This is a genomic window from Jiangella alkaliphila, from assembly GCF_900105925.1.
Taxonomy (GTDB): domain Bacteria; phylum Actinomycetota; class Actinomycetes; order Jiangellales; family Jiangellaceae; genus Jiangella; species Jiangella alkaliphila.
In genome coordinates this window covers 7,393,406-7,407,144 of the sequence record NZ_LT629791.1, presented here as the reverse complement: position 1 = coordinate 7,407,144, position 13,739 = coordinate 7,393,406, and the positions used below count along the sequence as shown (strand labels likewise).

The following is a 13,739-nucleotide window of genomic DNA, read 5'->3' as shown; positions in this document are numbered from 1 at the left end:
GTGAGCGCGAATGCCGTCGTCCACGACGCCCGCGTGGTGAAGTACGCGACGACGGTGGCCGGTCTCGGCCATCGCGTCACCGCCGTCGGGCTGTCGCCAACAGGCGCCCGGACCGAGACGACGCTCGGTGCCGTGCCCGTCGTCCAAGCCGCCTTGCAGCGGCCAACTGCGGTAGCGCGTATCTGGACCCGCCTGACCGTCCGGCTCGGCCGCGAGCTGCGCACCCGCCGTCGTCGCGACGGCGGGCACGCCCTGCTTCGCGGCAGCGGACGGCGGATCGAGGTCTACCGGCGCCATCCGTGGCTGGTACCCGGCCGCCTGGTGCTGCGCGACGTCCGGCGGCAGGAGCGGGCCATCGCCGTCGAGTTGCGCCGGCTGCGGCCGGGGGTCGTTCACGTCCACGACATCTACCTGCTCGGCGCCGCCGTGCGGTTCGCCCGCGCGTCCGCTCGCGACGGTCGTCCCGTACGAGTCGTGTACGACGCGCACGAGTACGTCCTGGGCCTGGCCAACGTCGCGCCGCGACGGGTCGCCGCGCTGCGCCTGCTCGAGGAGCGGTTCATCAGCGCCGTGGACCGCGTCGTCACCGTCTCCGATCCGCTGGCCGACCTCCTTCAGCGCGACCACGGGCTGGCCGAGCGGCCGCTCGTCGTGCTCAACGCGCCGGTCGAGTCCGCCTCCGGTGCCGCCGTGCGGCCGCTGCGGGAGGTGGCCGGGGTCGCCGCGGGCACGCCACTGCTGGTATATGCCGGCGGCCTCGTCGTCGAACGGGGCGTGCAGACGGTCGTCGACGCTCTGCCGGAGTTGCCTGGTGTGCAGTTGGTGGTCGTCGTCAACCGGCCTGGGTCGATGACCCGCTGGCTGCAGGCCCGCGCGACGGCGCTCGGCGTGGGGGACCAGCTGCACTTCGCGCCATTCGTGCCGCCGGACCAGGTCGCGGCCTACATCTCGTCCGCCACTCTCGGGCTGAGCCCGCTGTTGCGTGCGCCGAACCACGACGTCGCGGTGACGAACAAGTTCTGCGAGTATCTCGCCGCTGGACTGCCGATCGTCACCAGCGACACCCCGGCGCAGGCCGCGCTGGTGCGTGAGCTGGACCTCGGCACTGTGCACCAGGCCGGCGACGCCGCCGACTGCGCCCGTGCGGTGCGTGCCGCGCTGGCTGACCACGACCGGCTCGCGGCGCGGATGCGCGCGGACTCCGAACTACGACACCGCTTCTCCTGGGCCGCTCAGGTCGAGGTGATCCGCGGCCTCTACGAGAGCGTGGCGGGAGCGACGCCGGTCCGTGACATACTCGCAAGCCGACAGGACAAGGTGCGGGCGACAGCACGCGATGAACATGATCGACGAGAGAACTGACACGATGCACAAGGCCGACGAGACCGCGCCCGACCACACTGAGCACGCCGGCGACAGCCGTCCGCACGTGGTGATGATGAGCGCCAATACGGTCGTCGTCGATGCTCGGGTCCTCAAGTACGCCCGGACGGTCGCGCAGTTCGGCGTGCGCGTGACCGCCGTGGGGCTGTCGTCCGGTCGTTCCAGCCGCGACCTGCTCTTCCAGAACCTGGACGTCGTGCAGGTCGCGGTGCCTGCCCGGTACCGCGGGGCGGGTCTCCGCGCGCGGCTGCGGCGGCTAGGGCACGGGTTCGCCGAGATCTACCGGGCGATCCGTCCCTGGTACGTCACACAGGAGGAGTACCGGGTGGGCCTCGCGCCGTGGCAGCGCGCCACTCGCGCGATCCGGTCGGTCCGCGGCCGCACGCAGCGCGACCACGACCGCCCCGCGGGTCCTGCACCGCAGCGCCCGGCGCCGCCCGGCGCGCTGCTGAAACTCAGCTGGCGCTACCGCAAGGTCCAGCGCTACGTGCTCGCGGCCATGGCGACGCCGCTGCGGTTCACCAGCCGGCGCCGTCGCGGAAAGGACCGCACGTCCAGTCTGCGTGGGAACGGCAACCGGCTGGCGCTCTACCAGCGGTTCCCGCGGCTGGCGCGGTGGCGCGACGTCGCGCCGGAGATCGTGGACCAGGAGCTGGCCATCGGGCCTGTTCTCGACTCGCTGCGCCCCGACGTCGTCCATGTCCACGATGTCTATCTCCTCGGCGCCGCGGCCCAGCACGCACACCGGGCGGCTCTCGACGGCCGCATGGTCAAGGTCGTGTACGACGCGCACGAGTACGTCCTGGGCCTGGCCAACGTGAAGCCGCGTCGCGTCGCCGCCATGCGTGCGCTCGAGCAGGAGTACCTGGGCGACACCGATAAGATCATCACCGTGTCGCCGCAGATCGCCGAGGTGCTGCGCACCGACTACCACCTGCGCGAGACCCCTGATGTGGTGCTGAACGCGACGGTGGCCGGCGACCCGGAGGCGGAGGTCCCGTCGGTCCGCGACCTCGCCGAGGTGCCCGAGGACGTGCCGCTGCTCGTGTACGGCGGTGGCGTGGTGTACGAGCGCGGTGTCCACACCGTCGTCGGCGCCCTGCCGCAGCTGCCTGGCGTCCATCTCGTCGTCGTGGTCAAGCGCGCGAACACCGCGACCGTGGCGCTCGAGCATCTCGCCGAGGACCTCGCTGTCCGTGACCGGCTGCACTTCGCGCCCTATGTCGACGCTGAGTCGGTGCCGAGGTACTTCCGCTCCGCCACGGTCGGGGTCAGTCCGCTGCTGCATGCGCCCAACCACGACATGGCCATCACGAACAAGTTCTGCGAGTATCTCGCCGCAGGCATCCCGATCGTGACCAGCGACACCCAGGCGCAGGCGGAACTGGTGCGCGATCTCGACCTCGGCGCGGTCCATCGTGCCGACGACGCCGACGACTGCGCCCGCGCGCTCCGCGAGGTCCTGGACCGGCTGCCGGAGCTGCGCAAGCGGATCGCCGACGACGACAAGCTGCGCCATCGCTTCTCCTGGGCGGCGCAGGCGGAGAAGGTCCGCGAGATCTACGCCGAGCTCATGGGCGGCCTGCCCGACCAGGCCTGGCGGCCGGAGGCCACCGTTGTCCGGCAGCTGCTTGCGCCCGCGGAGGAGACCCCATGAAGACCGGGCAACGACCATGCATCGTCGTGGTGGTCCCGAACCGGATCACCGGCGACTCCAGGGTCATCAAGACCGCGGTGGCGGCGGCGCGCGCGGGCTGGGACGTGACCCTGATCGGCCTCGGCCGGGGACGTCGCCAGGAGACTCGGCTCGGTCCGATCACGGTGCTGCGCATCCCGATTCGGCGGACGAACCACGACGCCTACGAGCGCAGCCTGCGCACCGTGGCCCCTCGCCGGTCGCCGCTGGCCTACCGCGACGATACGCAGGCGAAGGCGGCCGGCGCGGCCCTCGGGCGCTACGTGGCGCGCAAGCGCGCCGCCGCCCCGGGCTGGCGGCGTCCGGTGGTCGAGGCGGAGCTGCAGGCCCGCCGGCTCCTGCACCGGGTCCGTGGCTGGGGACGTGGCCGCGAGACCGTGCGCACCCCCGACGTCCCGGCCGACCAGGTGCAGTGGCGCCGCGACTGGCCGATCCTGCTGGACTGGCAGCAGACCTTCGGGCCGGTGCTCGAGGAGCTCGAGCCGGATCTCATTCACGCCAACGACGCCATCATGATCGGCGTGGTGGCCGAGGCCGTACGGCGCATGCGCGCGGCCGGGCGGACCGTCGCCTGGGCCTACGACGCCCATGAGCACGTGTCGGCCGTCGACTGGGGGGGCGCGGTCACCACCGCGGCCTACTGCGCCTACGAGAAGGAGTACATTCACCAGCCCGACGCCGTGGTCACGGTGAGCGGCGAGATCGCCGGGATGCTCCAGGACGAGTACGGGCTGGCGCAGTTGCCCGCGGTCGTGCGCAACGTCCCCATCCGCGACGTCCAGCTGGCCGATCCGCCGTCCGTACGCGCGGCCGCCGGTGTGCCCGCGGACGCGCCGCTGCTGGTCTACAGCGGGTATCTTGCCCGTGAACGGGGCATCGACACCGTCATCGCCGCGCTCACGCGGCTCCCCGACGTCTGGCTGGCCATCGTCGCCAATCCGTCGGCTCTACTGGACGAGTTCCTCGGACTCGCCGATGAGCTAGGGGTCAGGGACCGCATCGGGGTCGCTCCGTACGTGCCTCCGCATGCGGTCCCCGCCTACCTGTCCACGGCCGACTTCGGTGTGATCGCGTCCCTGCACTCGCCCAACTACGAGGCGTCCACGCCGACCAAGCTGTCGGAGTATCTGCACGCCCGGATCCCGCTGCTGGTCAGCGATCTGCGCGCCAACTCGCAGTTCGTCCGCGACCACGGCGTCGGCGAGGTCTTCGTCGCAGGTGACCCGGACTCGCTGGCGGCCACGTACCGTGCCGCGGTCCCGCGCCGGGACGACCTGCGCGCGAACATCGCCGGGCCGCTTTTGGCCGAGCTGTCGTGGGAGACCCAGACCGAGGTGCTGTTCGAGGTGTACGCCAAGGTCGCCGGCCGGGTACCGGAGCCGTCGGCCGAGCCGGTGGGCTGGGATGTGGTCGAGACGACAGTGACGGGGGAGCCGGTCGTGTCGCTCTGAGCTGTACCGCCTGGGTGCCCCATGGTTGAGCGCCTGCAGGCGCTGCCGGTCAAGACGGCGTAGTCATACAACCCGAAGAGGGCGAAGACGTGGCCGTTCAGGACGCGCAGCGGCTCGGTCCGCCCGGCGTACTCCTCGAACCACGCGAAGCCGTTGTCAACGTACAGCCGCCAAGGAGCGTCGCCGGTGCGCTGCACGGAGGAGCTCCGGATGCCGTCGCCGGTGGCCTGGTATTGCCGGGTGAACAGCGACGGCGCCTGTCCCTGGGCCATCCGGGACCACCACGGCGCCGGGATCACCTCGCCGCCGTGGCCGAGCGGGTAGTCGAAGGGATGGGCGAACCAGAGCGCACCGGCCGACTCCGTCCCGGTCGCGAGCAGCTGAGCGGCGTCGGCATCGGCGACGGCCCGCCGCATGTACTCGTCATCGCCGGTCGGGGTCCAGCCGGCCAGCGCGTTGATGCCGTAGCAGGCCAGCACGACCGGGTGGTCGTAGGCGCGTCCGTCGCGCTCGTAGACCGCAACGCCGTCGGTCCCGACAGGGTGCTCTGGGTCGTCCAGGCGGAGTATGCCGTCCCCGCAGTACGGGCCGTCTGGGGCGGGCCGGACGCGGATGCCCGACGTCCGCAGCCCGGGTGGCAGTTGGGCAGCGAGCGCGCCGCCACCCCCGCCAGCCCGGCCGCTTTCGGCGCGATTTGGTCGGCCGGCCCGGGCATCGCCCGAGGCGTGCCACGAGTGCGGGAACGGTCGCGAGGAGCCGGTTCGGGGCGAGCAGGACGTGCGCCACGAAGCGTCTCGGTACCCTCCCGCGCGTGACCGGTTCGGGTGAATGGCCGGATCCTCGGCCGAGCGCCGGGATGCGGCCGCGCGCCGGGTAGGCTGGCCTCCGTTTCCAGCACATGACCAGATCGATTCAGTGGAGGCTGTGACAGCGTGAGCGTCCGGATCGTCGAGAGCGCCGACGTCGACTCCGAGGCCCAGGTCGGCGACGGCTCCTCGGTGTGGCACCTGGCCCAGGTGCGCGAGGGCGCCGTGCTGGGCCGCAACTGCGTCATCGGCCGCGGCGCCTACGTGGGCCCTGCAGTCCGGCTCGGCGACAATTGCAAGGTGCAGAACTACGCGCTGGTCTACGAGCCCGCGGTGGCCGAGGACGGCGTGTTCATCGGGCCCGCGGTGGTCCTGACCAACGACACCTTCCCGCGTGCGGTCAATCCCGACGGCTCGCTGAAGAGCGGAGCCGACTGGGAGGCGGTGGGTGTCACGTTGCGCGAGGGCTGCTCCGTCGGCGCCCGGGCGGTGTGCGTGGCGCCGGTCACGGTGGGCCGGTGGGCTACCGTGGCCGCGGGGGCGGTCGTCACGCGCGACGTGCCAGATTTCGCGCTGGTGGTCGGTGTGCCGGCGCGGCGGGTCGGCTGGGTGGGCCGGGCGGGCGTGCCTCTCGAGGATGCCGGCGGCGGTCGCTGGCGGTGCCCTCAGACCAAAGATGTCTACGTGGAGCACGACGGGCGGCTGCGAGAGGCCGACCCGGCAACGGAGGAAGCATGAGCACCAGCCCGATCCCCGCCGCGAAGCCGATCATCGGCGACGAGGAGCGGGAGGCGGTCGACCGCGTGCTGCGCAGCGGCATGATGGCGCAGGGACCCGAGGTCGCGGCGTTCGAGCAGGAGTTCGCGGCCGAGCTGGTCGCCGGGCGCGCCTGCGTCGCCGTCAACTCCGGCACCTCCGGCCTGCACCTGGGCCTGCTGGCCGCCGGCGTCGGGCCCGGCGACGAGGTCATCGTCCCGTCGTTCACGTTCGCCGCCACGGCCAACTCCGTCGCACTCACCGGCGCCACCCCGGTGTTCGCCGACATCGAGCCGCGCTACTTCGGCCTCGACCCGGCCGCCGTCGAGGCCGCCGTCACCGAGCGGACCGTCGGCGTCATGCCGGTGCACCTGTACGGCCACCCGGCCGACCTGACGGGGCTCGGCGAGGTCGCCGAGCGGCGCGGCCTGCAGGTGTTCGAGGACGCCGCGCAGGCGCACGCCGCCACCTGGAATGGCGCGCCGGTCGGCTCGTTCGGCACGTTCGCCATGTTCAGCCTGTACCCGACCAAGAACATGACGTCGGGCGAGGGCGGCATGGTCAGCACCGCCGACCTCGACCTCGAGCGCCGGCTGCGGCTGCTGCGCAACCAGGGCATGCTGCGCCAGTACGAGAACGAGCTGGTCGGCGTCAACAACCGCATGACCGACATCCACGCCGCCATCGGCCGGGTGCAGCTGACCAAGCTGGCCGGCTGGACGAAGCAGCGGCAGGAGAACGCCGCGTTCCTCGACGCCAACCTCGAGGGCGTCGTGGTGCCGCCGGTCTCCGAGCACGCGACGCACGTCTACCACCAGTACACGATCCGGGTGGCCGGCGACCGCGACCGCTTCGCGGCGGCGCTGCGCGAGGAGTACGGCGTCGGCTGCGGCGTCTACTACCCGATCCCCAACCACCGGCTGCCGTCGTTCGCCCGCGACCTCGACCTCCCCGAGACCGAGCGGGCCGCGGCCGAGGTCATCTCGCTGCCGGTCCATCCGTCGCTGAGCGCGGACGATCTCGACCGCATCGTGACGGCCGTCAACACCCTGGCGAAGGCGGGAGCCTGATGACCAACCTGCGAGCCGGGCTGATCGGCCTGGGCATGATGGGCCGGCACCACGCGCGGGTCCTGCGCTCCCTCGACGGCGTCGACCTCGTGGGCGTGGCCGACCCGGCCGGCGACCCGCACAAGGTGGCCGGCGGGCTGACCGTGCAGCCCGACATCGAGGCGCTCATCGAGACCGGCCTCGACTACTGCGTCGTCGCCACGCCGACCGCGTACCACGAGGAGATCGGCCTGGCGCTGGCGTCGGCCGGCGTGCACGCGCTGATCGAGAAGCCGCTGTCCAAGGACAGCGAGGGCTCGGCCAAGCTGGCCGCGGCGTTCCAGGCGGCCGGCCTGGTCGGCGCCGTCGGCCACATCGAGCGGTATAACCCGGCGCTGCAGAGCCTGCGCTCGCGGCTGCTCGACGGCGAGCTCGGCGACATCTACCAGATCATCACCCGCCGGCAGGGCCCGTTCCCGGCCCGCATCGCCGACGTCGGCGTCGTCAAGGACCTCGCCACCCACGACATCGACCTCACCGCCTGGGTGGTGGGCTCGCCGTTCGTGTCCGTGGCGGCCCGGACGGTGCACAAGAGCGGCCGCGACCACGAGGACCTCGTCGCCGTCACCGGCCAGCTCGCCGACGGCACCGTCACCAGCCACCTCGTCAACTGGCTGTCGCCGATGAAGGAGCGGGTCACCATCGTCACCGGTGACCGCGGCGCCTACATCGCCGACACCCTGCACGCCGACCTCACGTTCCACGCCAACGGGTCCATCCCGACGGCCTGGGACGACCTCGCCCAGTTTCGCGGCGTGTCCGAGGGCGACGTCGTGCGGTACGCCATCGCCAAGCCTGAGCCGCTGCGCACCGAGCACGAGGCGTTCCGCGACGCCATTCTGGGCAAAGAGGAGACCGACATCGTCACCATGCTGCAGGGCCTGGCGACCGTCGAGGTTGCCGAGGCCGTCCTCGACTCCGCCAGAGACGGCACCACAGTGCGCCTGGAACGTCAGCGACAGGTGGAAGAGTAGAGCAAGTATCGGATAGACCGAGACGCCGGGTAGCGCGGCCGCAGTTCCTTGACTCCCGCCGGTGCTGAAGGCCAAGCCTCAGCACCAGCGGGAATGATCGTGGTGGATAGGCTTCGGACTAACTGACGATCAAAGAAACCTGTGCCGTTGCGGAAATCACGACGACTGGGACAAAGATTCCTGCGCAGTCACCGCCGCCTTCCGACGGCGATCCGATGTGTTGGCCGAAGGCGTAGATGTTCCCGTTGGTGTAGGTGCTGAAGACGGGAGCGCCTGAGTCGCCACCTCGGCCCAGGTCGTAGACAGAGGCAACGCAGGTCAGGTTGCGGATCGTATAGAATCCACCTTCCCCGTTGCTGAATCTGATAGTCTGATTTACGGCGCTGATCTCTCCACAAGACATCGGGAACTCACTTACTGTTCGCGCCCCACTGATGCAAACGCGAGTTCCGATGATGCTCTGATCGTTGGCATTGTCGGCACTAACCACACGTCGCAGAACGTCCTGGTAGTCGATGACGTTCCACATCGAGTTGTCGACGGAACCAACTCGAGGCTGGATCAACTCGAAGTCCATAGGCCCGTTGTCGGTATACCATCGGGCTACAGTGACGCCTATTCTCTGGGTCGCGTTGTTGCCGTTGTAGACGCTCGTGTTCCTACTGAAACAGTGGCCTGCAGTCCCCATGAACCTTGCGTTGTCAGACCAGCGGCGCCAGTTAAAGCCCTGTGTGCAATAGATCTCAATCGAGTTTGGGGCGTGTGTTAACGCATTGCCGGCCGTCCAGGGCGACGTGTCATCATACCGATTAGCCTCGTTCTCGTACTCGGCGCCGAGCGTCTCGAATATGAAGTCTTCTGAGAACGTGGACGTTGCTCGCTGCTGAAGCTCGGGGGAGTGCTCAGTGGACTCGACAAGAATGCTCTGAGCATCGTAGTCGGGCCCGATGCGCACGACTATTGAAGCGAGGTCGCCCGCCCAGTCGTCGAGCGTTGCTGCCACTTCGTTGGCCGCCGCTGTGAGTTGGTCGTCGGAGAACTCCGCCTGAACAATCTCTATGTCGGCTTCGTACCCGAGAGATTCGGCGAGCCGCTCGAATTGCGTTTCGAGGTCAGTGGCCGAGGCCTGCGAGCTGCCCGTCACAACAATATCAAGCGACTTATCCGTCTCAGCGTCTCGTGAAACATGTTGAAAATCGACGCCCGTAGGCAGTTGGAAATCCTGCGCGGCATCGCGGAACGCGAGATACTTCTGATCGCCGGGCGAGAGCTCGGCTGGTGCCGGTCTTGGGCCGCCGGGTCCGATGTCATCCGCGACGGCGCGCGGAGAATCTGGCTCGGAGGAATTGCTGACGGCGGGCATGCTAACTAGGGCCGTCACCATAGCGATGGTCGCTGCGGCGAGAACCTGACGCCGGCGGGCTCTGCTCATGGCTGCTCCCCATGTGTTGGCCAAAGGCAAGGGAGATCGTAACCTGGTATGTCCAGATTGTCACGGGTGTCTGTGATGGGAGGATCTTGGGTGCACCTGGGTGACGTAGGTGCCCAATCTGCTGTGGGCGCCGGGCGATTGGACGGTCAAACGACCTGGTGGCCGGACACTGGCCGGCTCGGCTACGTTGCCGGCCGGGTGCACTGATCGCGGCCCGCCGGGCCTTCGACCAGGGCAGCAAGGTGGAAACCGCGTATATGTCGCCGCACCAGGGGTAGTCGGAAGGCCGATCCGACCGGTGTGCGCCACGGCCGCTTACGGAAACGTCACCCGTTTCGTGCGTCGGGGCCTGGAGTTGGTCTGTCCATCATCACGAACGTGGGAGTGTTTCGAACGCCGCACACCATTTCGGGCGTGGGCGAGAGGCCGCCGCGGACGGTGAATGTGTCGCCTTCGCCGAGGGCGGGTTCTCCATCCTCGTCCAAGACGTAGGTCCTGCCGTTTATCTGTTGCGTGGACCAGCCTCGAGGCCATGCCAAACCGGTGATGGAATAGCTGCCATTCTCATCTCGGTCGGACACCGCGTAGACGCAGCCGTCGGGCGTGGCGCGGAGGATGCCGCCCAGTTGGGCATCGAGGCCGAATTCGCCTTGGGTCCATGCGGATGTGGGTAGAGGTTCACGGTTCTCAAGTGGGTCTTCGTAGGAGCTGTACGTGGTTGCCAAGATTGTCGACGCTGCTAGGACGCCGATGAGGACGTGGATGACTTGCCGACGTTGGCGTGGCCGTCCCGGCGGTAGGTAGTCGGAGCGGCGATAGCGGTTGAGATCGCGTCCGCTGTGCAATCGCTCCATGTCTGGAAACATTGGTCCTCCCGCCGGCATCTGGACCATTGCTTGAACCACTTCGACGTTTCTCGGCCCGTGCGGGTTCCGTCAAGCGCTTCGATCGAGTCGCGGTTGTGGTGGTAGATCGGGCGGTCGGCGAGGTCGGACTTGGACATGCGGAAGGATTCTCGACCTGCAGCAGGCGGCTGTAGGCGGCGATGACCTGCTCGGAGTCCGGGTTTGGCAGGTTGGTGACGTAGCCCTTGATCCCGGCCAGCGCGCGGCCTTGGTCTCCAACGCACGATTTACGCTCTTGACCACCGGTCGGACGCACGTTCCGGCGACGTGCTCGAGTCTCGCGATCCGCAGTGCTGGGAGTGCAAGATCTGCAGCGCCCGCGCCCCCGACCCACGGCCGACAGGACAGGACCCGCCCGTTTAGTGCGTGCCGACGACACCAACACCGCAGGTCACAGCATTGCGAGCCCCGAAATCAGCCAACCGTGAGCCAAGTCGGGTCTGTGTTGTCGCCTCTAACGGCTCGTTCAGCCGCTCAGCGCGCATGAGCGACTGCGTCAAGCCGATGCCGAGGGTAGGTGGATACACGTGGCGGGACGGGACTGGGATCAGTGTCCGCTCTTGGTACCTGTGTCGCACTGACATCGGCCGTTCCGACCATGCGGCACGGCGCCTGGCGACGTCATCCGAATGACCACGCTGGTGAAGAGGCAACGTCTGACATCTGGTCTGCTGGCCGGTAGTAGAACAAGCGACCGGGGTACTCGAGCTGCCGGCAACAGCTCCGTCACGGTCACGTTCCTTCGACTGCTTGGACGATCAATTCGTTGCGAGCGTCTTGGCCGAGCGGCACAGTCGTGTGGACGCCGTCGCTGAGGTACGCAGTAAGGCGACTGAGCTTGGCTGCAAGAAACTCTGCCCATCTAACGATCCTGAGTTGTGGATACGTCCGCTGGGCGTCCGCCAATTGAAGATTGACCCATGCGCTGTTTCGTTGATCTGCCAACCGCATGCTCTCGGACACGCGCGTCCGCGCGGCCTGGGTGTTGACCCAGAAAACAGTCCTGTTCGGTCCGACGATCGACATCGTGCGAGCGATCTGAGGGCCGAACGCTGGCGGATTGAAGATGTCGTTGCTACCCGTTGCCATAATGATCCGACGAGGGAGACCGTAAGTACTCGCCCATTGCTGAAGGGCGTCAACGGCCGGCGCCGTCGGCCGGCCGGACCAGTTGTGGACAGCGATGAGATCGCCTGTCCGATCTTGGAGCCGAAGCGCCAGCGCGTAACCATCTTGTACGGCAATGCTGTCGCCGAACATGAAGAACCCATCGTTGGCCAGCACCGGGTTGATCTGCTTCTCGGTCGAAATTGCGCGAGACAGGTCTTGCCACGGCCCGAGTTGGCCGGACCCGTAGTCGTCCGCCATCGCCTCTTGCGTCCCGGCAAAGGTCACGGTCGCAGTGGCCAGCCCAGCAGCGGTGAGGAAGCGTCGACGGGTTGTGGTGGAGGTGAGCGCTTGCCGTGCCGTCATCTTCTTTGTCGCCTTTCGTGGCGTCCGAGCAGATCAGGTCGATGACGCGAGGCTAGCCGACGTCGGCGATGTTGGGCAGTGCCGTCACCGTGCCTGAGCACGCCCCTGATCGCGTCACCGGACGGCGTCGCCGGCTCTAGCTCTGAGCGCTCGCGTGGACCTTCCGCCTATGGTCGTCCGTCCGTGCAGTCCACTCCCGCGGTTCGAGGGCGCTAGCCGATTCATGGTTGTCGTCAGATGGTCGAGCTGGCACGGCGTTCGTGGTCAGGATGCCCAGTCGCTTGGCTCAGCTGCGGCGAGCGAACAGCCTCGTGGGTCGGCAGCCGATCGGCCCGTTGAGACGCACGGCAATCAATCAGGGTATCGCTCATCGGAACTAGTGATTCGTGCAGCGGATCACCTCAACTCGCAGCGCGCGATGCCCGTGGTTGACACACAGTGTCGCTATGTGAATAATTGTTGGTTCTTGTCCCTTTCGCTCCTCGTAATTCCCCGGATCGGAGATCGAAATGCGGCGAAGTCTTCCTGTTCTGGCCTCGGTTGCCTTAGTTCTGGCGGCGGCTGGTGCAGGCGCCCAAGCGGCTGAATTCGAACCAGATCAGGTTCCCGAGCCAGCAGAGACCTTCGGCGAACCGATTACGCCGGTCGCCGCCCAGTACGTCAATGCGACCTTCGAGGCACTTCAGGCAACGCTTGAGGCAGCTCCTGACGTCTATGGCGGGTCATATTGGCATCCCCGGACGGAGTCGCTACGTATACAGATTCGGCCAGGTGCCGATTCTGTCCAGGTGGCTCAACTGGAGCGCGAAGTGGATGATGTCCTGGCGGCGTTGGCGGAATCTTCCAAGGTGACCTTTGCTGTCGAATCCGAGTCCGTCGTCGACGGTCAAGCAATGGCGGAGGACCTCGGCCTGGATACGGCGTGGGCCGGCGCGGAGTCGCAGGCAGTCAAGGGCGCTTACTATGACATGAGCGCCGCCACCGTCAAGGTATTGGTGGACGCTTCGGCGGAGTCTCGGCTTGAAGGGGCGCTGCGAGGTCTCCGCACCGCTGTGCCGGTTCGCATCGAGCCCGTCACCGAACCTGGGTCAGGCGATGCTGCAAGTGACACAGTGGGCTCTGCGGCAGCCCTGCTGGCGGGCAGCAGGTTTAATGACAGGGGCGGTTGGACCGGCGGGAACCTGATCAGGGGATCACTTACTAATTTTTATTGCACCCAAGGTTTCACCTGGAGGCTTTGGAGTAACAATCGCCTGTATGGCGGGATCGCAGAGTACTGTAGCGATCGGGACAATTCTTGGCTTCACGCTGGCCGCAGTGTCGGTGCGGTAGGGGTAGTAGAACCCACTGTGGACGCTGGGCTAATGGGCGCCGCCTCGGGGACGTCCTACAATGCGGACGTCTGGGTCGGTGCGACGAACACGGCCGACGTGCGGCCGGTTCGATCCGCTGCCGGATCGGTCGTGGTAGGTACTCATATCGCCATTAGCGGTGCCTATGCGGGGCTGGACGAGGGGCTCATCACAGGGCCGGTATACGGGCCTGGTTGGCCAAACGGATTGGTGCGAGTGACTGGTATCGACTGTGAGTCTGACTTTGGCGCGCCGTACCTGACAACCTATTCGGACGGCGCGGTGATGGCGCACGGTCAAGCATGGCAAGAGTCTGATGATGATCCCGACTGCTATTACGTCAATGTGACCGCTATTTCCAGCGCCTTGAACGCGTCGATCGCGGTCGTGCCCTGATTGATT

Annotated in this window: 10 protein-coding genes and 2 pseudogenes; 7 read left to right on the top strand and 5 right to left on the bottom strand. The window is 67.8% G+C overall.

Annotated elements, in window-relative coordinates:
* Genes BLV05_RS33950 through BLV05_RS33940 form a run of 3 tightly spaced genes read left to right on the top strand, consistent with a single transcriptional unit; the run spans nucleotide 1 to nucleotide 4,530 of the window.
* A complete protein-coding gene (locus tag BLV05_RS33950) occupies nucleotides 1-1,362 on the top strand; it encodes a glycosyltransferase family 4 protein (RefSeq protein WP_160312827.1) in 1,362 nt (453 codons plus the stop codon).
* Nucleotides 1,343-3,040, top strand: coding sequence for a glycosyltransferase family 4 protein (locus tag BLV05_RS33945; protein WP_152691055.1), 1,698 nt, complete (start codon nucleotides 1,343-1,345; stop codon nucleotides 3,038-3,040). The genes BLV05_RS33950 and BLV05_RS33945 overlap by 20 nt, the downstream gene beginning before the upstream one ends.
* Complete coding sequence (locus BLV05_RS33940) at nucleotides 3,037-4,530, top strand: glycosyltransferase family 4 protein (RefSeq protein WP_152691054.1); 1,494 nt, start codon at nucleotides 3,037-3,039, stop codon at nucleotides 4,528-4,530. The genes BLV05_RS33945 and BLV05_RS33940 overlap by 4 nt, the downstream gene beginning before the upstream one ends.
* A 59-nt stretch (nucleotides 4,531-4,589) precedes the next feature.
* On the opposite strand, the pseudogene BLV05_RS38945 reads toward BLV05_RS33940, so the two are convergent.
* Nucleotides 4,590-4,946: pseudogene (locus BLV05_RS38945) on the bottom strand (D-glucuronyl C5-epimerase family protein); the annotation flags it as partial.
* Between the two features lie 516 nt (nucleotides 4,947-5,462).
* Between BLV05_RS38945 and BLV05_RS33930 the strand changes: the two are divergent.
* From BLV05_RS33930 to BLV05_RS33920, 3 genes are read left to right on the top strand one after another with little or no spacing between them, the layout of a single operon-like run.
* Entirely contained in the window at nucleotides 5,463-6,074 is a 612-nt protein-coding gene (locus BLV05_RS33930; protein ID WP_046772071.1) for an acyltransferase, read from the top strand.
* The gene (locus BLV05_RS33925; RefSeq protein WP_046772070.1) at nucleotides 6,071-7,162 is read left to right on the top strand and encodes a DegT/DnrJ/EryC1/StrS family aminotransferase; all 1,092 of its coding nucleotides are present in this window, start codon (nucleotides 6,071-6,073) and stop codon (nucleotides 7,160-7,162) included. Before BLV05_RS33930 ends, BLV05_RS33925 begins: the two co-directional genes overlap by 4 nt.
* Nucleotides 7,162-8,175 (top strand): Gfo/Idh/MocA family protein, encoded by a 1,014-nt coding sequence (locus tag BLV05_RS33920; protein ID WP_046772069.1) that lies wholly within the window; start codon nucleotides 7,162-7,164, stop codon nucleotides 8,173-8,175. Before BLV05_RS33925 ends, BLV05_RS33920 begins: the two co-directional genes overlap by 1 nt.
* A gap of 118 nt (nucleotides 8,176-8,293) precedes the next feature.
* Here BLV05_RS33920 and BLV05_RS33915 read toward each other — a convergent pair whose 3' ends face one another.
* The 4 genes and pseudogenes from BLV05_RS33915 to BLV05_RS33905 form a co-directional block, all read right to left on the bottom strand.
* Nucleotides 8,294-9,607 carry a S1 family peptidase gene (locus tag BLV05_RS33915; protein WP_152691053.1) on the bottom strand — a complete coding sequence of 438 codons (1,314 nt, stop codon included), beginning with the start codon at nucleotides 9,605-9,607 and terminating at the stop codon, nucleotides 8,294-8,296.
* Between the two features lie 326 nt (nucleotides 9,608-9,933).
* Nucleotides 9,934-10,332: a hypothetical protein gene (locus BLV05_RS36350; protein ID WP_152691052.1), complete on the bottom strand. Its 399-nt coding sequence runs from the start codon at nucleotides 10,330-10,332 to the stop codon at nucleotides 9,934-9,936.
* Between the two features lie 215 nt (nucleotides 10,333-10,547).
* Nucleotides 10,548-10,749, bottom strand: a pseudogene (locus tag BLV05_RS38975) (IS1634 family transposase); the annotation flags it as partial.
* Between the two features lie 495 nt (nucleotides 10,750-11,244).
* The gene (locus BLV05_RS33905) at nucleotides 11,245-11,985 is read right to left on the bottom strand and encodes a twin-arginine translocation signal domain-containing protein (protein ID WP_152691051.1); all 741 of its coding nucleotides are present in this window, start codon (nucleotides 11,983-11,985) and stop codon (nucleotides 11,245-11,247) included.
* Between the two features lie 509 nt (nucleotides 11,986-12,494).
* Between BLV05_RS33905 and BLV05_RS36345 the strand changes: the two genes are divergently transcribed.
* Entirely contained in the window at nucleotides 12,495-13,733 is a 1,239-nt protein-coding gene (locus BLV05_RS36345; RefSeq protein ID WP_152691050.1) for a hypothetical protein, read from the top strand.
* The last annotated feature ends 6 nt before the right edge of the window (nucleotides 13,734-13,739 follow it).